The sequence below is a fragment of the Fibrella forsythiae genome (assembly GCF_017353175.1).
In the GTDB taxonomy this organism is placed as follows: domain Bacteria; phylum Bacteroidota; class Bacteroidia; order Cytophagales; family Spirosomataceae; genus Fibrella; species Fibrella forsythiae.
The window spans coordinates 1-21981 of record NZ_JAFMYW010000006.1 but is presented as its reverse complement, the minus strand read 5'-3'; the positions used below and the strand labels follow the sequence as shown (position 1 = coordinate 21981).

The 21981-nt window shown below is 50.5% G+C and carries 18 protein-coding genes; 9 read left to right on the top strand and 9 right to left on the bottom strand.

Features of this window, described 5'->3' with window-relative positions; genetic code table 11:
* Positions 1-74: 74 nt before the first annotated feature.
* Positions 75-935 (bottom strand): ATP phosphoribosyltransferase, encoded by an 861-nt coding sequence (gene hisG / locus J2I46_RS18780; RefSeq protein ID WP_207330606.1) that lies wholly within the window; start codon positions 933-935, stop codon positions 75-77.
* 250 nt (positions 936-1185) lie between these two features.
* On the opposite strand from hisG, the gene J2I46_RS18775 reads away from it, so the two are divergent.
* Entirely contained in the window at positions 1186-5445 is a 4260-nt protein-coding gene (locus J2I46_RS18775) for a T9SS type A sorting domain-containing protein (RefSeq protein ID WP_207330605.1), read from the top strand.
* 138 nt (positions 5446-5583) lie between these two features.
* Positions 5584-7008, top strand: a complete 1425-nt coding sequence (locus J2I46_RS18770; protein WP_207330604.1) for a leucine-rich repeat domain-containing protein — start codon at positions 5584-5586, stop codon at positions 7006-7008.
* A gap of 61 nt (positions 7009-7069) precedes the next feature.
* Here J2I46_RS18770 and J2I46_RS18765 read toward each other — a convergent pair whose 3' ends face one another.
* Both J2I46_RS18765 and J2I46_RS18760 read right to left on the bottom strand, forming a co-directional pair.
* A complete protein-coding gene (locus J2I46_RS18765; RefSeq protein ID WP_207330603.1) occupies positions 7070-7924 on the bottom strand; it encodes an LOG family protein in 855 nt (284 codons plus the stop codon).
* Between the two features lie 193 nt (positions 7925-8117).
* Positions 8118-9530, bottom strand: coding sequence for a hypothetical protein (locus J2I46_RS18760; RefSeq protein ID WP_207330602.1), 1413 nt, complete (start codon positions 9528-9530; stop codon positions 8118-8120).
* 63 nt (positions 9531-9593) lie between these two features.
* On the opposite strand from J2I46_RS18760, the gene rbfA reads away from it, so the two are divergent.
* Positions 9594-9968 (top strand): 30S ribosome-binding factor RbfA, encoded by a 375-nt coding sequence (gene rbfA / locus J2I46_RS18755; RefSeq protein WP_207330601.1) that lies wholly within the window; start codon positions 9594-9596, stop codon positions 9966-9968.
* Between the two features lie 66 nt (positions 9969-10034).
* Here the strand turns inward: rbfA and J2I46_RS18750 are convergent, their stop codons facing one another.
* Entirely contained in the window at positions 10035-10460 is a 426-nt protein-coding gene (locus J2I46_RS18750; protein ID WP_207330600.1) for an OsmC family protein, read from the bottom strand.
* Positions 10461-10626: 166 nt separating this feature from the next.
* Between J2I46_RS18750 and J2I46_RS18745 the strand changes: the two genes are divergently transcribed.
* The 4 genes from J2I46_RS18745 (at position 10627) to J2I46_RS18730 (ending at position 15345) form a co-directional block, all read left to right on the top strand.
* Entirely contained in the window at positions 10627-12084 is a 1458-nt protein-coding gene (locus J2I46_RS18745; protein ID WP_207330599.1) for an MFS transporter, read from the top strand.
* Between the two features lie 207 nt (positions 12085-12291).
* Positions 12292-13089 carry a hypothetical protein gene (locus J2I46_RS18740; RefSeq protein WP_207330598.1) on the top strand — a complete coding sequence of 266 codons (798 nt, stop codon included), beginning with the start codon at positions 12292-12294 and terminating at the stop codon, positions 13087-13089.
* Between the two features lie 151 nt (positions 13090-13240).
* The gene (lipA, locus tag J2I46_RS18735; RefSeq protein ID WP_207330597.1) at positions 13241-14119 is read left to right on the top strand and encodes a lipoyl synthase; all 879 of its coding nucleotides are present in this window, start codon (positions 13241-13243) and stop codon (positions 14117-14119) included.
* A 71-nt stretch (positions 14120-14190) separates the two neighbouring features.
* Entirely contained in the window at positions 14191-15345 is a 1155-nt protein-coding gene (locus tag J2I46_RS18730) for a lycopene cyclase family protein (RefSeq protein ID WP_207330596.1), read from the top strand.
* Between the two features lie 12 nt (positions 15346-15357).
* Here J2I46_RS18730 and J2I46_RS18725 read toward each other — a convergent pair whose 3' ends face one another.
* Positions 15358-16302 (bottom strand): DUF2279 domain-containing protein, encoded by a 945-nt coding sequence (locus J2I46_RS18725; protein WP_207330595.1) that lies wholly within the window; start codon positions 16300-16302, stop codon positions 15358-15360.
* Positions 16303-16519: 217 nt separating this feature from the next.
* Here J2I46_RS18725 and metK point away from each other — a divergent pair, with 217 nt between their 5' ends.
* Positions 16520-17797: a methionine adenosyltransferase gene (metK, locus tag J2I46_RS18720; RefSeq protein WP_207330594.1), complete on the top strand. Its 1278-nt coding sequence runs from the start codon at positions 16520-16522 to the stop codon at positions 17795-17797.
* 98 nt (positions 17798-17895) lie between these two features.
* Here metK and J2I46_RS18715 read toward each other — a convergent pair whose 3' ends face one another.
* The 3 genes from J2I46_RS18715 to J2I46_RS18705 all read right to left on the bottom strand — a co-directional run bounded on the left by J2I46_RS18715 (position 17896) and on the right by J2I46_RS18705 (position 20554).
* Complete coding sequence (locus J2I46_RS18715) at positions 17896-18267, bottom strand: HPF/RaiA family ribosome-associated protein (RefSeq protein ID WP_207330593.1); 372 nt, start codon at positions 18265-18267, stop codon at positions 17896-17898.
* A gap of 289 nt (positions 18268-18556) precedes the next feature.
* Positions 18557-18742, bottom strand: a complete 186-nt coding sequence (locus tag J2I46_RS18710) for a CsbD family protein (RefSeq protein ID WP_207330592.1) — start codon at positions 18740-18742, stop codon at positions 18557-18559.
* A 117-nt stretch (positions 18743-18859) separates the two neighbouring features.
* Complete coding sequence (locus J2I46_RS18705; protein WP_207330591.1) at positions 18860-20554, bottom strand: AMP-binding protein; 1695 nt, start codon at positions 20552-20554, stop codon at positions 18860-18862.
* A 150-nt stretch (positions 20555-20704) separates the two neighbouring features.
* Here J2I46_RS18705 and J2I46_RS18700 point away from each other — a divergent pair, with 150 nt between their 5' ends.
* Entirely contained in the window at positions 20705-21184 is a 480-nt protein-coding gene (locus J2I46_RS18700) for a hypothetical protein (protein WP_207330590.1), read from the top strand.
* Positions 21185-21444: 260 nt separating this feature from the next.
* Here J2I46_RS18700 and J2I46_RS18695 read toward each other — a convergent pair.
* Positions 21445-21981: helix-turn-helix domain-containing protein (locus J2I46_RS18695; protein WP_207330589.1), on the bottom strand; the 537-nt coding region annotated here is incomplete at its 5' end.

Below are 21981 nucleotides of genomic sequence, written 5' to 3'. Positions count from 1 at the left end.
TAAGAAGTAAGAATAGCTCCGCTGCAAAGCGTATATGATCAGAACCATTCTTGACCCTTATTGCCCGGTTTCCTTTAGTTAATCATTTTCTCAATCGGAACAACCAGAATACCTTCGGCACCGGCGGCGCGGATGGCTTCGATGTTTTCCCAGAATGCATTTTCGTTGATCACTGAATGGACTGAACTCCAACCTTCGGTAGCCAGTGGCGTCACGGTTGGGGCTTTCATGCCGGGAAGCAGCGCCGCAATGGCGGGAATGGCGTCATTAGGCGCATTCAGTACAATGTATTTGTTGTTCTTGGCTGCCTGTACCGCGTTGATACGAAACAGTAACTGGTCAAGCAATGTCTGCTTCTCGGCTACTAAACCAGGATAGGCAATCATGATGGCTTCCGAACGGAAGATCGTCTCTACTTCTTTCAGCCCGTTGCTAAGCAGCGTACTGCCCGACGATACGATGTCGCACACGGCTTCGGCCAGCCCGATACTCGGGGCAATCTCCACGGAACCACTGATCTCGTGAATTTCTGCCTTAATGCCCTGTCCGGCCAGGTACGTACCCAACAGGTTGGGGTAAGAGGTAGCGATGTTTTTGCCTTCCAAGTCGCTTAACCCGTTGTAGGCGTCACCGCGGGGAATGGCAATCGAGAGGCGGCATTTCGAGAAGCCCAGCCGATGTACCGTCGACACGTTGCGACCGGTTTCAACGGCTACGTTCTCGCCAACGATGCCAAGATCGGCCACGCCGTCTTCAACGTACCCGGGAATGTCATCGTCGCGAAGGAAAAGAAATTCGGCGGGGAAGTTGGAAGAGACTGACTTTAGTTTGCCTGTGCCGTAATCGAAGCGGATGCCGCAGGCTTTGAACAACTGGTATGAATCTTCGCTGAGTCTGCCCGATTTCTGAAGGGCAATGCGAATGGGAGCGGTCATTGGGTACGTGTAGGTCGATTTTGAGGGTGCAAAGATAGGGAGTTATGGGGAAAGGAATGGATAGCGGGCTGGCTGGCCTTGCTGCCCTTTACTAATTGTGGTCGCTGAGCGTTCGGCGCTTAGTAAATTTTTGCTCAAACCGGAAGAAATGCGGCAGGCCTTACTTTGGGATAGTAGCCCAATTTGTATACTTGTAAATTAGTCAATACACACATTCTCTTTTTTGTAGGCACACCCAATCCATCACCCAATGCGCCACAGGTACTGGCTTCTCTATCTGTTTTTAGTTGTCTGCACGGCAAGCAAAGGACAGTCAATCACGCTGGAGTCAAACCAGGCGTCGTCTCGTTGCAGTAGTAGCGCGGTAAGCCTGTCGTTCACGACCAGTGGAAATTTTAGTGCTGATAATACATTCAGGGTGCAATTGACCACAGATAGCGGGCAGACATTTATTGACTTACCAGGCTCGTCGGTCAGTAGCCCTGCCTCCACTACCTTGCCGGTAGGACTGGTCCCAAAATCGAGTTATGGATTCAGAATTGTGGCTAGTAAACCGCAGGTTGTCAGTAACTGGGGAGCGAGTTTCTCCATTGTGAGCCTACCCACGGCCAACCTTACGGGTGTCTCTACGTTTCCGGCAGAACCACGAAACCCCTATGCATCCGGTCTGTTGCGGATGAAACTGACTGGCGGTGCTTCCTACACCCTGACCTTGCAGGATAGCGCCCGGTATGTTCAGCAAACAGGTTTTGGCGATGACTATCTCTATGATATCAACGTTTCCCCCGAACGCACGACCACGTATCAGATTGCCAGCGTTCGTAATGCCTGCGGCTATGGAACCGTTGGTTCAACGTCGGTAACCGTTCGGGTCAATCCGGTTGGGATTCAGTTCCTGGCTGCTCAAGATGTATTTTGTACGGGGACAACACTTCTGGCATATTACTCAACCAGCGGGCCGCTGCCACTGACCCATTCTTTTGGCGCTGAACTGATCTATCGGTCAGATGGTAACCGGTCGGTATCTTTGCCTGTCAGTGGCACAGCGAGTCCGTTGCAAATCCAGATTCCAGACGAACTGCCAATCGGATCAGACGTGCGTTTGCGGATTTTCGATACCAAAAACGGTATTTCTCAGTATTACGGAGAAGGTCAGTTTCTTCGTGTGCTTCGTAAACCGCGTTTCCAGTTCGACCGGACACGTGTACAAATAGCATTTGGCGAAACTGTTTCGCTGCCCTTTAGCTACACCTCCGACGGTTATGGTACGTTGACCAGCAACGATGGCCGGGCGTTTACAATCAACGGCTGGGGGCGGCAGGAAATTAACGTCAGACCCACCGAGACTACTTCGTATAGCCTGGCATCATTTTCGGGGCAGTGCGATTACGGGGCGAGTTTCTCGAATCGGCAGGTAACGGTAGAGGTAGTGCCCGGTGTGCGAATCGATTCGCTGTCGGCTGGTGAGATTTGCGTCGGAACCCCAGTTAGCCTGTATTATACAACCTCTCCGGGATACACGTTGCCCGCTGATTTGCTTGTACGGCTGGGGTCGGGCGTGCAGACACAGGCAACGGTTGTGCGGCCGGGGCAGGCTGTATTTACACTGCCCGAATCTACCCCGTCGGTCAGAAGTGAGCAGATAAGCCTTATTAACAGGTCAACCGGGAATCCTATCACTACGGCACCCCTTTCGCTGGTCGTAAAAACAACCCCTCGCGTAACGTTTGATCTAACCGGGTACGTTACCGATCACGTTGGGAGCTGGACGCCCACCGTAAACTGGCTTGGTGGTGGGCGTACCGAAGTTCGTTTGAGTAGTGGCGAGGTGTTCCTGTTGGGTAATGCAAACACTGGTTTGGCTAACCGGTACAGCCTAGGCGAGGTATACGTGACGCAGAGTCTGGCCTATTCCATTGTGTCGGCCCGAAATGAATGTGGCACTAATGAAGCCGTCAGTAGTGTATCTGTCAACCTGAATACGACTGGTACGCAACCAACGGGGGTTTATTTAGCCGTCGACAATGCCAATTATACCGGATGTGCTGGTGCCCGCAGGGGGTTCAACCTATCGCCGATAGGGGCTTTTTCCACTGATAACCAGTTTCAGGTGCAACTGTCAGACCGTGACGGGCAGTTTTCTGCACCCACGATCCTAACGGTTGTGAGCCGGGCAGGTAGTTTTTCTATCTCCTTGCCAACTGCAACTGGTAATTACCGCATCCGGGTGGTCACTACCAATCCCGTAACGCGCAGTAATGAACTGCCGGCACCGGTGTTTACCGCTACTAGTGATGGGAACGTGATTTTACGACTGAACTCAACGCTGGGAAGCACCTACAGTGTAAATGGGTCGCTTACGGTAGCTGCCGGGCAGGCCATATTTGCCAATTACTCATTAAGTGGCCAAGGAGGCGTGACGTACTACGAATTGTCGGATGGGACGAAGGGCGGGGGCGGGTATAGTGATTACGAGCGCCTGAATCCGGTCTATACACCCGCTGTCACTACCGACTATTTCATTCGAAAACTGGTCGACGGCTGCGGTAAAGTGCTGACTCCAACCACAAAGGCAACGGCTGTGGTGATGCCTTACGTGTTCAAAATCAATGCCGCCTCGCTGTCTCCTTGTACCAACCTACCCGCAACAATTGGCTATACACTCAACGGAGCCTTACCAGCCGGAGGTAACTTTGTGGCCCAACTGTCTGAAGACGGAACGACGTTTCAGGACGTTCCTACCAGCGGAACCAGCTCGCCACTGAGTATTACCTTGTCGAAAGGGCTGGCTGGTAAGAAATGGTATTACCGGATAGCGTACCGACTCAATGGAACTGACATTACGACAAACATAACCCAGCAACCGACGTTGCTTTCAGACGTGCCCGGCGTTACCTTATCGGGGCAGTCGGGCGAACAGTCGCTTTCAATACGAGCAGGGTCATCGGTGTTGTTGCGCGTGCGGGAAGAAGGTGGGTCGGGTGCCCTCGTTTTCCTGAGCGACGCGCAAAGCCAGTTGATTTCTACAGTGTCGAAGCAGGCAGATTTTACCATTTCGAAACCAGGTACGTACAGCATCGGCGCGGTCTATAACCAATGTGGGTACGGAAACGGCATTGGTCGTGTCCAGGTTGTTGAGGGACCGTCACTGAGTCGGCTTACACCGTCGAAAACGACTTACTGCGAAGACGAACCCATATCGTTGAGCTACGTGGTGGGGGGCCAGTTCACTGCGCCTAATTCATTTACCATTTACGTGGTCAACCAGATTACCAGCCAGCAACAGCGGGTGGCAGAAACGGCCAACGCGAACGGTACTTTTTCGGTGCCAAATGGGCTGAAAGCGGCGTCATATGCCGTGCGCGTTGTGTCGTCTTCCCCATCCACCACACTCACATCGGGTACCGTCTTCCTGGTGCAAAAGCCCGTTCAGGTATCGCTTGTCGCTGGTGCGCGAGCCGTGTATGCCAATGAACTGATTGGCCTTTCGGTGCGGGCCACGGGTGGCTTGCCCTGCTCAGTTACCTTTTCGACCGGCGAAACGGCTGTCATTCGTTTTAGTGAGGACGTAGTCACTGTTTATCCCACCCAGTCGACGAGCTATTCAATTACGGGGGTACAGAATGGGTGCGGCACTCAACCAACAGCAACGGGAGTCTATTCCGTCTCTGTTTTGCCAACGTCCAGCGTGACCATACGATGGCTGTCGCTCTACGGTACTTACTGCACCAGTCAGGTTGTTGAAGCAGACTATATGCCAACTGGTACATTTGGGGACGATAACAGATTTACGCTGCTGCTATCAGATTCAACCGGCCGTGCGTTTCAACCCATTGGCACGGTAACGGCTCCCCAACGCCTGACGGCCACAATTCCGCCGGGTACGCCGCCGGGATCCGGCTATTTGTTTCGCGTAGCATCCAGCAGCCCGGCGCATAGTGGCTCAACGTCGTTTCCGGTTACGCTTGGTACGGCTCCCATGGGTACGTTGACGGGTACGACATCCATTTCTAAAGGAGATTCCGCACGTATTAGTGTGATGCTCACCGGAAGGCCGCCCTGGCGTTTTGTGCTGACTGATTTCTTCGGACCGCGCACGTTTACCACTTTCACCACACCTTATACCCTGACGGTGAAGCCTGATACTACCGCTGGTTTTCGACTGACGGAGGTCAGCAATAGCCAGTGTGGGGTAGGTACAGCAACCGGCACAGCCCTGATTACGGTGACTAAATTACTGGCTACCGAACCGGCTTTGCCCTTGCAGGTACGTGCCTGGCCTAATCCTACGACTGGCTGGCTCCTGATCGAGGGGGACGTACCTGGCCAGAGCGATGTACGGATACGGGTATATGACGCCGCAGGTACGTTGGTGCAGCCATCAATAGGTACTGTTTGGCAGGGGCAGCTTCAGCATCGTATCGACCTGAGCATTCAACCGGCTGGCGTCTACATCCTGACCGCTGAGCAGGAGGGACGACGTAGCCAGTTCAAGGTGTTGAAACAATAAATAGGCAACCCATCAATCTGTATACAGGTTTTGGCTAATCGATATGCCCTAAATTCAGTATAATAAAAAAGTAGGCCATAGCCTGTGGAATAGGAAACGGTTTCGCATCTACTTAACTAATCGATTCCGACACTCTCCATGAACACGTTTCGGCTCACTCTGATCATCGTCCTGTTTTTTAGCGTTGCTGTCCGCGCGCAAGTGAAGGTTATTGTATTGTCCGATACGGCGAAATACGGGCTCAGCTTAGCAAAACTGGATGCAGCGTACCTGCCATTGAGAAAGCTGAGTGAGGGGATGAGCGCCGAACAACGCACGGCCATGTTCAAGGTGCGAAGCGATTTCGACCGAAGCCGCTTTGCGTTCGTTGAAAAGCAGGGGCCATTTCCGGCCTATGGGTTCTCCTATATGGCAACCGAATATGTTAGCGCAATCGGGGCAGTGGAGTGGGTGCTGATCAGGCCAAGCGGAGTTGTGCCTGATAAATTACTCCAGGAATTGCTCGCCCGTCTGACGGGGTTCTATGCCGAAACTTCTTTTCCAATTACCGTATCAAAACCGTTTCAGTCAACCTTCGGAACGTCGTACGGCCGTCCATTGTACAGTGAAACGCGGCGGGTACGTACGGGCGACAGCACCGTCAGCACGATCGAGGCAGCTCGTGCAACAACCCGGCCCGATACCGTCAAGTATCTGCATTTTAACCAGTTAGGGCTAGCCACCGTTCCTGAAGTCGTCTACCGGTTCCCGAATCTGGAAGAGCTTGATCTGTCGAAGAATAAACTTACGCAACTGCCTCTCCGGCTCACGACTGATATGCCAAGTCTGCGTCGGTTAAGTGTTCTCTATAATGCAATTGGCGACGACAGCGTGTTTATCGCGAAGAAATCCACCTTGCGGGCACTGACGCTCCAGGGGAATAGGCTGACCCGAATTCCGGTTTCCGTGCGAAATGCGAAGCAACTGGAAAGCCTATGGATGGGGAACAATAACCTGGTCGAATTGAACGTCAGACCATTGCGCGGTCTTCGTAAACTGAATGACCTGAACCTGTACAATGCAGGATTAACAACGTTGCCCCGGCAGATCCGAAAGCTGAAACATGTAGTGGTACTCGATCTGTATTATAACCAGTTGGCAGAACTACCCCGGCAAATTGGCCGTATGAAACGGCTCGAACAACTGGCGGTTGCCAACAATAAACTTGCCTCCCTTACGCCTTCGCTTTCCCGGTTAAAGCGGCTTACCACACTGTTTGCTCATCACAATAAGCTGAGTCAGTTGCCCGATTCATTTGCCAAACTGGAATCCTTGCAGATTCTCGATATTGGTTATAATCAGTTCAGTAACGTACCTGCCGTACTGTTGGGGCTGGGAATGTTGGAATCGGTTGATATTAGTAATAACAACCTGCAAACCTTGCCAACCACGCTGATCGGCCTGAAGAGCCTGAAAAAGTTCTATATCCGCAGTAACCCGCTTACCAGCAACGATGCTAAATCCGGGCCTTACGCCCAACTGATCGAAGCGCTGGAGACCAACAAAACAGAGGTGTTTTATTAGGCTTAGGGTAAAGGGCCTGGGGCGAGTTTTTATCTCCCTGCTCCAGGCCCCAGGCTTCTTCCTAGAAGTTGGGCTTCATCAGGTATTTGTCGTAAAAATCGTCGATGACTTTTACGGCTTCGGTTGGTGTGTCTACCACACTAATCAGCTTCATATCTTCGGGATTGATGTTGTGCTCCTGATTCAGCATCGTTTCCACAATCCAGTCGATCAGGCCTTTCCAGTAATCTTTACCAACCAGCACAATCGGGAAACGGGCAATTTTCTTGGTCTGAATAAGCGTCAGGGCCTCAAATAGTTCGTCGAGCGTACCCATCCCGCCGGGCATCACCACAAAGCCCTGCGCATATTTGACGAACATCACCTTGCGTACGAAGAAGAAATCGAAGTTGATGTTTTTATCCTGATCGATGTAGATATTGCTATGCTGCTCGAAGGGGAGTTTGATGTTCAGGCCAACCGATTTACCGCCTTGTTCAAAGGCACCTTTGTTGCCCGCTTCCATAATGCCTGGTCCGCCTCCCGTGATCACGCCGTAGCCGTGGCGCACCAGTTTGGCCGCAATCTCTTCGGTCATCTTGTAATACGGATTTTCCGGTTTTGTCCGGGCCGAGCCGAAGATCGACACGCAGGGGCCAATCTGGGCCAGCTTATCAAATCCTTCAACGAACTCGGCCAACACCTTGAATATTACCCACGAATCGGAGGTTTTGATCTCGTTCCAGTTGCGATCCTGAAAGGCTTCTTTGATGCGAAGCTCCTCGGGGGTTAGCAGCGATTCGTCGCGTTTTGGTAAGTCTTTTTTGAGTTCACTTGTACTCTGACTATCAGTGCGGTGTGTGGCCTCTTTTGAGCCGGGACCGGTATTTACTTGCTGCGGAGTGGTGGCAGTTGAGGGGGAATTCGTTGTTTCCATGTGATTTGCGATGAACAGCAGGTACGTTATTACAGGTGCCGCTGTACGAAATACAGTCGAAAGGTGAAGTGTTTAAAAACAGGTTCTCCGGACGAGTACGAACAGGTCCGGAGAACAATAACGCATTTTTGGGGGGAAGCTGTTCAAACGGGTCAATGAATTTTCCATTAACCTTGCGTGGTGGCGGTCACTTCTATCGAACTCGCTTATAAATGCCGGTCGTTTCCGTGGGTTTGTAGAGCGCGGCCAGGGCAGGCACACGCTGAAAGAGCTTGGGTATGACCTGCTGCCGGTCTACTACATACTCAGGTGGATCTTGCCGGAAATTGTCGTAAATATTAATGACGGCTTCGTAGCTATCGAGGTTCCGAAGGTCATATTTGGCAAGGTCCCAATTCAGGTACGGAGTGGCCGGCCGGTTGAAGCGGTATCCGCTCAGATCCTCGTCGATGATCAGGACTTTACGGTTCCGGATGTAGTCGGGGAGCGATGACGCCTTCACCTGAAGATTGCTGAGGCGCCCAACTTCCACACCCGGTAATAAGCGCATGGCTCCCTGATACAGTACCCCGGCTATGGCCAGCACAACACCAAGAAAAGCCAGTTCGCGCAACCAGACTTTGCGGACATTACTGAAGTACAGCACCGCGAAAAAAGCCATAGGCGGCACAAATGTCAGAAACAGCATTGGAGCCAGAAAAGGCATCAGCGGAATGGTCAGAACGGCCGTAATCGCCCACATGAGCATAATCTGCTGGCAGCGCTGCTGGAAGTTAACGTACCTGTTAACACTGTTAAACAGGCTTAAAAAACCAAAGACCCCTACCGTGAGTGGTACGATCAGGCAGACAAGCAATGTTTTGAAATCACTGAGATCGTATTGACGTACCCGGAACACGGATGTCAGAAGATTACGGTTGAAATCGTCGAGCGAATCGGTGAAATAGTAGTAGAAAACGACCAGAAGAATGGGAAAGGCAAAGCCGAAAATCGTAAGTGAGTGCTGCCGGAATGTAGCGCCCGTAAAGAAGAGTAATGACAGTGATACCCAGATGATGAACAACCCGGATGGCAAGTAAAACAGGGCTGCAATGCCTACGTAAATGCCCACTTCAAACACTTCATCGGTGGCCCCCTGCCGACCCAGCTGCTTGATTAGCGAACCGAACGCCAGCAACAGAAACGTCAGCGACATGAGTACCGGCGAGAGGGTAGCGCAATCGAACGACAGATTCAGGAACAGGGTGTAGAACAAACCGGGCCAGAATGACCGCTCCGGAAAAACCTCGCGCGCGTTCATCATGTAGTTGAAATACACCAGCTGAAAGATCGAGAGGCCGGTGGCGACGATCCAGTACGCTAGTTGCGAACGCCCCACTGCCAGATCGATAAACCAGTATACCCCCGCCGAAAGTGGGCTAACACTGTCCCAGATACCACTATATAGCGTGTGTCCAAACCGCATTTGCTCGCCAACCAGCATCCAGTTGAGTTCGGGAATCAGCAGGGGGAGAGGCGAAACCAGCAGGGGCAGCCGAATCAGCATCAGTACGGCCAACAGGCTAAAATACTGGTAGGGTGCGAATGTGCGAAAAAAACTGAGCAACTTACGAGAGCGAATATGGGTTAGTACACTAAGCCAACCGGCGAAATTACGGATATTTGCCCTATGGAATCGAAACGACAGCAAAAGGTAGCCCGGCAATTACAGAAAGACCTCGGCGAGATTTTTCAACGTGAGCTGCCCCACGCATTCAATGGCGCGTTTATAACTGTCACAAACGTGCGGGTGTCGCCCGATCTGGGTATCGCCCGGGTGTACCTCAGTTTTTTGGCTGCGAAAAACAAAGCCCTCCTGATGGAAACCATCGAGGAGAAAAACAAAACAATTCGGCAACTGTTGGGCGAACGCGTCCGGCATCAGCTTCGGATTGTGCCACATCTCCAGTTCTTCCTGGATGATACCGCCGAGTACGCCGAAAAAATGGACAAGCTCTTCGCTGGTATCGTTATTCCGCCCGCTCCGGCAGAAGACGAAGAGTAGAGAAGAAGGTTAGCCTCATATCGGCGTAGCCCCCCGCCTGAACGGGAGCCTACGCCGATCATATGTTTACGCCCAGGTAATCGAAACGGCCTGCTCCAGATCGGGGTGAAGGCTGATGGCAACGGGGCATGTATGCGCAATGCGTTCCAGCTTCGTCTTCTGCGCCTCAGTAACGGGGCTGCCATCGGCAGTATTGGCCCGCAAAGTCATCTCAATCTCAATTTTAACGATTCGGCGGGGTGCATCCTGCGACATCACTTTGGTAATGCTCGCGTCGCTGCCTTCCAGTTCGATACCATCGCGGCGGGCAAAAATGGCCATCGTCGTTAGAATGCACGTACCCAGTGCATTGGCTACTAAATCGGTGGGAGAGAAGGCCTCGCCCCGGCCCTGATTATCGGTGGGGGCATCGGTATGAATGCGGGTTCCCGACTGAAGGTGAAGGTCTTCGGTGCGTAAATCACCGAGGTATTTAATCTGAATGGTAGGCATTGCTTCCTGAAATTGACTCGTGAACGAATTGTCAAAAATAGGCAAAGACCCGCATCCTGTCGGCCTGAGGGCGAATAGTGTGCAAAATTGTGGTTAGTTTTGTTCACAGGCGGTCTTATTTAGATGCGTCGATTCCCTACTTCTGTCTCCTAACTAACTTTTGCGCATGGTAAACGAACCCGTTACCTCTTCGGGCCAACCCCTCACGCAGCAAACCGAGAATCGCTCGGCCCTGTACACCCTCGTGACCGTCTGGTTCTTCTGGAGCTTCGTGGCGGCCTCCAATGGTATCCTGATTCCGCTCTTCAAAGACAAGTTTCAGTTGACCCAAACCCAGGCACAATTAGTCGATTTCGCCTTTTACGCGGCTTATTTCGTAGGCTCAATTATGTACCTGCTGGTGTCCGCTTCGATCAAGACCGACATTCTGAACCGGATCGGCTACAAGAACGGAATCATCTACGGCCTGCTCATCTCGGCGCTGGGTACGTTGCTATTCTACCCGGCCGCCGAAATGAAATCGTATGCGCTGCTGCTGTCGGGTCTGTTTATCGTGGGCCTGGGTTTTTCCCTGCAACAAACCGCCACGCAACCATTTATGATTGCGCTGGGACCACCGGAAACTGGCGCGCAACGGATCAACCTGGGTGGAGCTGTCAACAACCTGGGTGGTACAATCGGGCCCGTTATCATCTCATTTGCCATTTTCGGCTCTATATCGGCCGACGCGGCTGCCAACGCTACAATCGAATCTGTAAAAGTGCCATACTTGATCCTGGGTGCACTTTTCCTGGCCCTGGCTGGCTTTTTTAAGTTATCGAAGCTACCGCATATCACCAACGATGAAGAAGTTGAGGTTGGAACCGGTGTGTTGAAATATCCACAACTGGTACTGGGCATGACAGCCATTTTTGTTTACGTGGGTGTGGAAGTAACCATCGGCAGTAACCTGGGTGAATACCTCAAACAAACCGAGAAACTGGATGCTTCGCAGGTATCTAAATACGTATCGCTGTTCTGGGGTAGCATGATGATCGGCCGCTGGACCGCCTCAATCGCCAATTTTAATCCGTCAGCTGCATTAAAGCGCATTCTGATAATTGTTGTGCCGTTAGTGGCCTTTGCAATTGTGTTGAGCGTCAATGCGCTGTATAGTGGCGACGTTAGCGACTTATATCCGTACATCGTTTGTATTTTCGTTATGATAGCAACGTACCTGGCCAGTCGTGAAAAGCCAGTGACGATTCTGCTATATTTTACCGCCGTTGGCGCTATCCTAAGCATCATCGGTGTGTTTGCTACGGGTAAAATAGCGCTCTTCTCGCTGATCAGCGGTGGGTTGTTCTGCTCTATTCTATGGCCAAGTATTTTCTCGCTTGGAACGGCCGGCTTAGGTAAGTACACCAATCAGGGCGCTGCTTTCCTGATCATGATGATTCTTGGCGGGGCAATTATCCCACTTATTCAGGGGAAAATTGCCGACTCAGTAGGTATTCAATTGTCATATCTGACGGCGGTTGTCTGTTTTGCTTACCTTTTCTTCTTCGGGCTGCGTGTACAGGCGATCCTGCGCAAGCAGGGAATTGATTTCGATAAAGCGGTTGTCAGCAAAGGCGGTCATTGATCGTCTTCTAACCGCATTGACTATGGGCCAGATTAGGTAGCTATCCGTGGATAGGCCGAATCTGGCCTCATTTTTTATGCGATCGACTACTGTTCAACTTACCGGTGCCAAGAAAAAGTGTCGGTGGAACAAAAGCCGTGAAACATCCGGTTGAGCCTGAACGTTTTTAGCTAAAAGTAGTATCTTTCGTGTTCTGACATTACGCTGATGAAATCTATATATACGCTGGTTTTCGGTACGCTAACGGGTTTTCTCCTGCTGGCTATGCCTGCATGGGCTCAATCGCCTGATGGGTCTGACGAAGACAACTTTCATACCGTCACCACGTTCGGTATCACAACCAACACAAACGCCGGGCTATTGGGTGGGTTTGTATTCCGCCAGTCGAAACGGCTTGACGATGAGCTATTCGGTAAAACGCAGTATCGGTATATCAGTGTCGAAGTGGTGAACGTCAAACACCCGCGCGAATACGCCGCTGGCAGCAATAATTTCGGTGGGTCTTTCCTGCTTGGTAAAGAGAACTATTTATTCGTTATACGTCCGCAGTATGGCCGCGAGATTTCCCTGTTTCGCCGCAATACAGATGAGGGTATTTCGGTAAATGCCATTTTCGCTGCCGGGCCATCCCTTGGCATCATTAAGCCCTATTATGTCGAAGTCTCGTCGGGGAATACAACCAGGCAGATTCCGTATTCACAAGCTATTGCCTCGCCTGCTACGGGTGGCCGGGCAGAGTTCATCGTTGGTTCGGGCGGCTTTTTTCAGGGCCTGGGCGAATCGAAGTTGACGGTGGGTCTGCATGCCAAAGCGGCTCTGAGCTTCGAATTGAGTGCTTTTCGCAGCAACACAACGGGTCTTGAAATCGGATTTCTTTCGGAAATTTACCCGAGCAGGATCGTGATCGTGCCAAACACAAACACTGCCCTCGGCGACCGTTCGCTTGGTAACCGTAATTTCTTCACATCCGGGTACGTTACCCTCTTCTTCGGAACGAAAAAATAAGTGGCAGTTGACGATAGCAGAAAGCAGTCACCGCTAGGCAAGTAAAGAGCTGATTAGCAGCGCCTGCTTTCTGCCACCGTCAACTGCCACTAATCTGCCGAACTTTACCCCGCCCAAACGCATTTTCAAAGAAATAAGCGGCTTTACCATCATGATCGAATTACCTGTGATCGCCTCTACCGAACAGCGGAAGAAGAGACCAGACTGGCTACGGGTGAAATTGCCCATCGGGCCAGCCTACGCAAACGTTCGGAAGCTTGTCGATACCCATAAACTGCACACGATCTGCGAAAGCGGCAATTGCCCGAACATGGGCGAGTGCTGGGGAGCTGGCACGGCTACCTTCATGATCCTGGGCAATGTTTGTACCCGTAGCTGTACCTTCTGCGCCGTAGCTACCGGCCGGCCAAACGAATACGATACCGACGAGCCCCGCCGGGTGGCCGAAGCCATTACGCTGATGAAGGTGAAACACGCTGTCATCACCTCCGTGAACCGCGATGAACTAAAAGATAGGGGTGCCGAAATCTGGTATCAAACCGTTCGGGCGGTGAAAGAAGCGTCGCCAACCACTACGATAGAGACGCTGATTCCTGACACGAAAGGAAACTGGGATGCTCTGATCCGAATGATTGAAGGCGGGCAGGAAGTGGTCTCCCATAACATGGAAACAGTTGAGCGGCTCTATCGCCGGGTACGTCCCCAAGCACGTTACGAGCGTAGTCTGGAGCAGATTCGTCGCACCAAAGAGTATGGTCAGCGCACCAAAACGGGTATTATGCTCGGGTTAGGCGAAACTACCGACGAGGTGCTAAAAGCGATGGATGACCTGGTTGAGCACGGCTGCGACATACTGACACTAGGGCAGTACCTGCAACCGACCAAAATGCACCACGAAGTGATTGAATGGATTCACCCCGATACCTTTGCCATGTATAAAGAGCAGGGCGAATTACGGGGTATCAAGTACGTTGAGTCGGGCCCGCTGGTGCGGTCTAGCTACCATGCTGAAAAGCATGTGAACGTATAACCAACTTGCCTTTAATTCGGTTATAATACCAAAGCCTTGTCTGTACGGCAGGGCTTTTTTATGGGTTAAGGATGAAAAAGTATGATTATGTCATTGCGGGAGGAGGCATGTCTGGACTAAGTTTAGCCTATTACCTGACATTATCCCCACTACGTGACCGGTCGGTGCTGATCATTGACAAAGAGGCAAAGGATACAAACGATCGTACCTGGTGTTTCTGGGAGCGCGGCGAAGGCCCCTTTGAGCCGATCCTGTTCCGCAAATGGAATACCGTTGATTTCTATGGTACAACCTTGTCGGGGCCGCTCAACATCGGTGATTACCAGTACAAAATGCTTCGGGGCATCGATTTTTATGATCATGTCCGGGCACATCTGGCCAATTTTCCCAATATCGAATTCAGGCAGGGGACGATCAACCGGCTCATAAATACGGCAGACGGTGGCTTTCTGATCGTGGATGATGAGCCCATCGTGGCCGACTTTATCTTCGATAGCACTTACCCGCTTAATCTGAAGAACCCGGATCATCATAATCTGCTTCAGCATTTCAAAGGGTGGGTTATCACGACTGAGAAGCCCTGCTTTGATGTTAACCGGCCGCGGATGATGGACTTCCGGGTGGCGCAGCAAGGTGACTGTCGGTTCCTCTACGTATTGCCCTTCAACGAGAAGACGGCCATGGTAGAATACACGATCTTTAACGAAAAACTACTCGCACCGGAAGAATACGAGACCTCCCTACGTACCTATATTGATCAGTTTCTGGACACAGGCACGTATCAGATCAGTGAAACGGAATTTGGCGTCATACCGATGTCTGACGAACCCGCTCCTGAAAACCCCGCTGATCATATTGTGCGCATTGGCACGTCGGGTGGATACACTAAGCCGTCAACGGGTTATACCTTTCAACGTACCCAGCATTACCTGCGCGAACTGGTGAACATGCTGGCCGCAACAGGCCGGCCTGAACGGCGAAAATCATGGTTTACAAAACCATTTAAAGGGCTGTTAGACAGTGTCTTACTGAACGTGCTGCAAAATAAACGGCACCCCGCCGACGATATTTTTACGCGTCTGTATGAGCGAAACCCACCCGCCCGCATCTTTCGTTTTTTAGATGAAGACACTAGTCTGTGGGAGGACCTGCTCATTATGAGTAGCGTTCCGCTTGGTCCTTTTACGATAGGTGCGTTTGATGTATTTCGTAAACGATTGTTCTGATCACCTGTTCGTTCAGTAATAGAGACCGTAGGTTCTGAACTGACCCTTCGAATTGAGTTCGATGGCCGGGAAGGGAAGTTTCAGCATGAACATGCTCTTGAACAGCCTATTTAAGAACCTGCTTCGGGTTTTTATCTTCGTCCAGTCTACATCCAGCGAGAGAAGAAATTGTCGGTACCGCTGTGTTTCCGGAATGCTGGCCCCAGCGTAGTAACTCAGATTTTTGAATTCGCCGAACATGCCGTTGGCGCTATACCCGACAGAGACACACAGCCAGGCAGGTATCTTAGGCGACTGAATGATCCGGTTCAGACTCATACTTAGCCAATACGTATGTCCATTATAATCGTTGAAGACCTGCCCAAGCGAGGTAGTGCCTAAATAGCCATTGGCCTGCCGGGCATAGGGAGAGGCGGCAAAGCTAAACTTGTACTTGATCCGCTGCTCATCGAACAGATGTTCCTGTACCAGAAATAAAGACGTTCCGAACGCATTAGCTCCTATATCGCCCCAGGAGAATCCCCAGCCTTCATAGAGCCCGTCCCAAATTTCGATTGGAGCCTGAAGCACAAAACCCAGCGTGGCACCGTAGAGCAGCGCTTTTCCTTTAGAGACACCGGCCCATCGCAGTGCATGATAGCCCAGGTAACTTTCCAGATAGGCTCCGTAGGCATGCCCGAACTTATCCACCTGGAGGTAACCACCCGTGTCATTATAAAACTCGAAGGGTACTCGTTTGTCGCCATTATACCAGACAAATTGTAAATAGGCCATACTGCCCAGATACAACGCCGATTCTGTGGCTATGACCGTTGCCAAGCGCCCTTTACGAATGGCCGATCTGGGCGGCAGGGTATCAGTTGTTACTGTAACTGAATCTGACTGAGTGATTTCAGGTTGACCGTAAGCAGATACCAGGGTTAGGCAGCTCAAAAAGATGATGCAAATGGGTTTCATGGGGTGGAGTTAACGCATCAAAGTAAGCTGCTGTTTCGTATGGTTATCCCTCTTCCAGCCGGATATTACTATAAGGCAAATACCTACAAGTATTTGTTGGATATATTATCAATCAATCATGTCTCTGAATCAGTTTAAAGCATAACGACACCAGGCCATTATATTTGCCCGGAAAGCTTTAGTTTTGCGACTTCAACCAAGTTATAACGGAGTCGCAATGCCTTATCTTTTTACGTCCGAGTCAGTTTCTGAAGGACACCCCGACAAAGTCGCCGATCAGATCTCCGACGCCCTCATCGATAACTTCTTAGCTTTTGATCCCAGCAGTAAAGTCGCCTGTGAAACCCTGGTAACCACGGGGCAGGTCGTACTGGCTGGCGAAATCAAGACAGAAACGTACCTGGACGTTCAGAAAATTACCCGTGAGGTGATTCGTAAGATCGGCTATACGAAGAGTGAATACATGTTTGAAGCCAACTCGTGCGGGATATTCTCGGCCCTACATGACCAATCGGCCGACATTAACCAGGGGGTGGATCGGAAAGTTGAGACTAACGATTTTGAAACGAAAGCCAACGCACAGGGTGCTGGTGATCAGGGCATGATGTTCGGTTACGCTACAAACGAAACCGACAATTTCATGCCATTACCGCTGGATCTGGCCCACGCCATCCTGCGCGAAATGTCGTTGATCCGTAACACCGAGCCTGACCTCATCGGCTACCTTCGGCCTGATGCCAAGTCGCAGGTGACGATCGAGTATTCAGATGATGATAAGCCTATTCGTATTGATACCATTGTCGTGTCTACGCAGCACGATGATTTCGACACGGATGAAGTTATGCTGGCGAAGATTCGTGAAGATATCATCAATCTGGTCATTCCCCGCGTGAAAGCGAAATTGAAGCCGGAACTTCAGGGTCTTTTCAATAATGATATTACCTATTACATTAACCCAACGGGTAAATTCGTAATTGGTGGCCCACACGGTGATACGGGCCTTACTGGCCGTAAGATCATCGTTGACACGTACGGGGGGAAAGGTGCCCACGGTGGCGGTGCTTTCTCGGGCAAAGATCCCTCGAAAGTAGACCGGTCGGCAGCTTATGCTACGCGGCATATTGCCAAGAATATGGTGGCGGCTGGCCTCTGCGATCAGGTGCTGGTGCAGGTGTCATATGCCATCGGTGTAGCCAAGCCCTGTGGTTTGTATGTAAACACTTACGGCACAGCGAAAACCGACCTGCATGATGGTGTTATCGCCGAGAAAATCGCCCAACTGTTTGACATGCGTCCATACGCGATTGAGCAACGGTTGAAACTCCGTAACCCGATCTATTCCGAAACGGCGGCTTATGGGCACATGGGCCGTAAGAACGAGATCGTTACCAAAACATTTGGTGGTAATGGACAAACAAAGGAAATGGAAGTTGAACTGTTTACCTGGGAGAAGCTCGACTTCGTTGATCAGGTAAAAGAAGCGTTTGGGCTGTAACCGTCAGTCATAAGTAAGAAAAGTCGTAAGGCGCGCCGCTACGTCACGAGAGTGAGTTCAGCGGCGCGCCTTACGACTTTTCTTACTTATGACTGACGTTAATACTCGTCTTGTTCAACGGCTTCTTCTTCCTGTTGGGATTTGGCTTTAGTAATGGCCGGGCTTGAAAAATCGGTTCGTTTTTCTTTAGAGCGAACCAGTTTATCTTTCATCACATCCATCAAGTGTTCGATGGCTGCTTCGAACGACTTATTACGTTCAGTGACGAAAAGTTCCTTCCCGGGAATATTGAGCCGCACCTCGACGATCTTGTCTTTCACTTTGGCGGTTTCGGCTCCGTCTAATTTAAGATACACCTCTGCGCTCACGATCCGATCGTGAAAGGTGTCGAGCTTGTTAAGTTTCTTCTGAATGAAGTCCAGAAGTGTCTGGTCGGCCGTGAAGTGCACGGCGTGAGTCTGTACTCGCATACTATCCAAGCGGTTATCAAGTGAAACATATACCTATGGACTACCTAAGTTTGTGATTTAGGCTATATGAGTCAAGGCATACGAAGAAATATGCAAATGTGTTTCACGGACAAACCGATGAAAGCGCCCGTAAGGGCCTTACTGACACCGATACCTACCTATCCGTGGAACATCGAGTAAATGAAGATTCTTCCAATTGTATAAATCAGCATCCTGTTTTCAGGCGCCGGGAAGCATAAGAGCCCGGTCGATTACATGATCAACCGGGCTCTCTTATAAACAATGCTAACTATAAGTCGGCAACGGATTTACGTATTTCGTCTTTGGTTTTCCCTGTCTTTTCCTGTACCCGGCCCCACATTTCGTCTTCCTTGCCTTCGGCATAGGTCAGATCATCATCGGTTAGGTCAGCGTAAGCTTGTTTAATTTTACCTTTCATTTGGTCCCACAGACCGCTGGCTGTTGTCTCGTTCATGACGTTAAGATTTAGTTGGGTTAATACCCATTGTGTATAATGTAGACCCTCCTTGAGTCTGCACATAGAACCTGTTCAAGAAAAAATTGTTTGCGAAAGTTAACGTACTAGTCTGGTCTACTCCCAGATGATTACTTCATCGTTTTCGTACCAGGGCTGTAGGTTAGCATTGTATCGGGCTTCAATAATGTTGCGTTTGATCTTCATCGTGGGCGTCATCAGGTTGTTATCTACCGTCCAGGTGTCACGTACAATCACGAGTTTACGAACCCGCTCGTAGGTATGTAGCTTGGGGTTGAGGGCTGTCAGCGTGTCTTCGAGACTGCGTTCCACCACAATTCGGTCGGCGTGGCGACCTATCTCTGATAAGACGATCAACGCCAGTGGTTGTGGCAATTGCTGGCCAGCCACGCAAATCTGTTCTATATACGCGTTGTCGGCGAAGCCAAACTCGATTTGAGCCGGAGCTACATACTCTCCTTTAGCCGTCTTATACATTTCCTTGACTCGTCCGGTAATGGTCAGATAACCATCGGCGTCTAACGTACCTACATCACCTGTAGCCAGCCAGCCATTCTGTAAAACGTTGGCTGTCAGTGCTGGTTCTTTAAAATAACCACGCATCAGCCAGCCTGATTTTGTCGCTATTTCGCCAGTTTGTGAATCAATCCGAACCTCCATGCCCGGATATAGCTGTCCAACGGTTCCGTCGCGCATGTCGTATCGGGGCATCAATGTTACAGCGCCCAGATTCTCGGTCATGCCGTATGCTTCCTGAATGTGAATGCCAAGGAGACGGAACCACTTAATTAGCGATTGGGGCATAGGTGCCGCACCAGTTATGATTAACTGAGCGTTGTTGAGCCCCAGCCCCTGCCTGATTTTCCGCTTCACCAGGCTGGATACTACCGGAATGCGCAACAGCGTATCGAGTTTCTTCTGCGGAATTTTGGCCAGAATCCCGAGCTGAAACTTGGTCCAGATGCGAGGCACGGCCAGAAAATGAGTAGGCTTAGCGACGGCCAGATTCTTCGCAAAGGTGTCGAGCGATTCGGCGAAGTAAATAGTGCCGCCAGTTGCGAGGCACACGGCCTCAACAATATTCCGTTCAGCAATATGGCAAAGGGGCAGATAGGAAAAAAAACGCGCCTCAGGCGTATCGTGAAGCATTTGCTCCCGAGTGTCATTCATGGCTTGGGCAACGGCCTTGTAGTCGATCATCACCCCTTTGGGGTTGCCGGTGGTGCCGGAAGTGTAAATAATTGTGAACAGATCGTCGGGTTTTGGGTGGAATACGTCCCGTATGGGCTCATATTGAGCCATAATCGATTCCCAACTCATTAAATCAGGATCTGTTGGACCGGAAGGGCCGTAGCCAGGAAAGCCGATCAGCATTACCCCATCCGGAACACCGGATTTCATAGCAGCCCAGTTGTCTAACTTTCCAGCAAAGAGAACCGGACATTCACTATGGACAAGTACCTGCTGAAGCTGGTCGGCTGTTAGGGTAGGGTAGAAAGGCACCGACACATGACCACTCAGAAGAATGGCCAGATCGGCTATGAGCCAGTGTGCACAATTTTTCGATACCAGTCCGATATGGCTACCGAGTGGTAATCCCAATGAGTTCAGGTATGTTGCCATCCGACGCGCCTGCTGACCAACGTTGGCCCAGGTAAAGTCGATAAACGCATCGCCTACCGGTTGCCGCAGGTACGTTGCCTGTGGCTTTACCTGCTCCCATTTAAGAAATAGCTCAGGTATGACTAATAACTGCGAAGCGGGGTCTGTTGATGCGGTGTCTGCTGCCATACTCATAACTGAATTGAGGTTCTGAGTACAATTTAATAGTCAAAAAACCATAATATCGGTAGGTGAACAAAAATAAAGTGAGCTGGTTATGGTCTGATCTAAAAGAAGTTTTACGCCGAGTCTGTAGCGACTCGCATCCAACGCAACGGTATGGCAGCAATTACAAAAAAGGATTCGACTGATGAATCAAAATCCAGGAAGAAAACGACACCGACGAAACCTAAAAAAACGGCCGCTAAAGCTGATAACTATACGGATCCGGATTTACGTGAACGGCTGAAAGAGAAAATTAAAGCCGACGACAAAGGCGGGAAAGCAGGTCAGTGGAGTGCACGAAAAGCCCAATTGCTCACACACGAGTATGAAAAAGAGGGCGGAGGTTATAAAGAAGATAAGAAAACCGAGTCGCAGAAGCACCTGAGTGAGTGGACCGATCAGGACTGGAAAACGTCGGATGGTAAACCCGCTGAACGAGAGGGGGGGACAACACGCTACCTGCCGAAAGACGCCTGGGATAAACTCTCAGACAGCGAGAAGAAGGCAACCAATGCCAAGAAAGTAGCCGGTTCGAAAGCCGGCAAACAAAACGTACCCAATACTGAGAAAGCGAAGAAGGCGAAAAAGGAGTAGCCGCTGATTTAGAAACAGATAAATATCATAAACCGGCCCATACACACCCGTATGGCCGGTTTATGATATTTATGGTAGCTCCGCCGGAGCTACCATAAATACGGCGTATACAATTGAAAATCTATTAGTTATGATTTTGGAAGCTAAGGCGTGTTCGGGGATTGTTATTCAATTCCACCCCTAACGATTTCTATTATCTTCCATACAGAGTGGACATCCTCACGCTTTACGTGGACATAACCAGATTGCTCGCTGTCAGCTTACAATGTCAGATACCCTTTTGTTAGTAAATCGTTTTCCTTGACACGGCGAATTACGAGTACGTTCCTATAGTTAACTGCAACGAGAACTGAATTCAGATAGTCCCAATCTGCAACCGGCACTGCGCGCGCTAACAGCACTGTGTCAGGCCGAATACTAGGCGACATTGAACTATCGGTAACTCTAACGACAACACAATCGGTCAGATTATCCTTAGTGTTTTCACGTAGTAAGACAGGGTAAGTTTCATTATTCATACTAGCAGCATTAGGTGGTACAATAACCGGCAAGTATATGTAAATCAGCCCAGTACCTAAAATTTCAGCACCAATATTGTGCAAAACGGGTAGTTTTCCATTGAGCAGATAGTTACTGTTGACCCGAGGGTAGTGCTTCATTAATCGCTGAATAGTAACAAATGACGGTTGAGCCTTGCCATTCAAAATGTTGTAGAATTTAGCATTGCTTTCACCCGTTTTCAAGGCAACTTCATTCGCATTGACTCCAAGCGCCGCAAACGTTTCTTTGAATCTGTC

What these genes read in the sequence shown, in the direction of transcription:
- hisG (WP_207330606.1), bottom strand. Translation starts at nt 935, where the DNA reads ATGACCGCTCCCATTCGCATTGCCCTTCAGAAATCGGGCAGACTCAGC.
- J2I46_RS18775 (WP_207330605.1), top strand. Translation starts at nt 1,186, where the DNA reads ATGCGCCACAGGTACTGGCTTCTCTATCTGTTTTTAGTTGTCTGCACG.
- J2I46_RS18770 (WP_207330604.1), top strand. Translation starts at nt 5,584, where the DNA reads ATGAACACGTTTCGGCTCACTCTGATCATCGTCCTGTTTTTTAGCGTT.
- J2I46_RS18765 (WP_207330603.1), bottom strand. Translation starts at nt 7,924, where the DNA reads ATGGAAACAACGAATTCCCCCTCAACTGCCACCACTCCGCAGCAAGTA.
- rbfA (WP_207330601.1), top strand. Translation starts at nt 9,594, where the DNA reads ATGGAATCGAAACGACAGCAAAAGGTAGCCCGGCAATTACAGAAAGAC.
- J2I46_RS18750 (WP_207330600.1), bottom strand. Translation starts at nt 10,460, where the DNA reads ATGCCTACCATTCAGATTAAATACCTCGGTGATTTACGCACCGAAGAC.
- J2I46_RS18745 (WP_207330599.1), top strand. Translation starts at nt 10,627, where the DNA reads ATGGTAAACGAACCCGTTACCTCTTCGGGCCAACCCCTCACGCAGCAA.
- J2I46_RS18740 (WP_207330598.1), top strand. Translation starts at nt 12,292, where the DNA reads ATGAAATCTATATATACGCTGGTTTTCGGTACGCTAACGGGTTTTCTC.
- lipA (WP_207330597.1), top strand. Translation starts at nt 13,241, where the DNA reads ATGATCGAATTACCTGTGATCGCCTCTACCGAACAGCGGAAGAAGAGA.
- J2I46_RS18730 (WP_207330596.1), top strand. Translation starts at nt 14,191, where the DNA reads ATGAAAAAGTATGATTATGTCATTGCGGGAGGAGGCATGTCTGGACTA.
- J2I46_RS18725 (WP_207330595.1), bottom strand. Translation starts at nt 16,302, where the DNA reads ATGAAACCCATTTGCATCATCTTTTTGAGCTGCCTAACCCTGGTATCT.
- metK (WP_207330594.1), top strand. Translation starts at nt 16,520, where the DNA reads ATGCCTTATCTTTTTACGTCCGAGTCAGTTTCTGAAGGACACCCCGAC.
- J2I46_RS18715 (WP_207330593.1), bottom strand. Translation starts at nt 18,267, where the DNA reads ATGCGAGTACAGACTCACGCCGTGCACTTCACGGCCGACCAGACACTT.
- J2I46_RS18710 (WP_207330592.1), bottom strand. Translation starts at nt 18,742, where the DNA reads ATGAACGAGACAACAGCCAGCGGTCTGTGGGACCAAATGAAAGGTAAA.
- J2I46_RS18705 (WP_207330591.1), bottom strand. Translation starts at nt 20,554, where the DNA reads ATGGCAGCAGACACCGCATCAACAGACCCCGCTTCGCAGTTATTAGTC.
- J2I46_RS18700 (WP_207330590.1), top strand. Translation starts at nt 20,705, where the DNA reads ATGGCAGCAATTACAAAAAAGGATTCGACTGATGAATCAAAATCCAGG.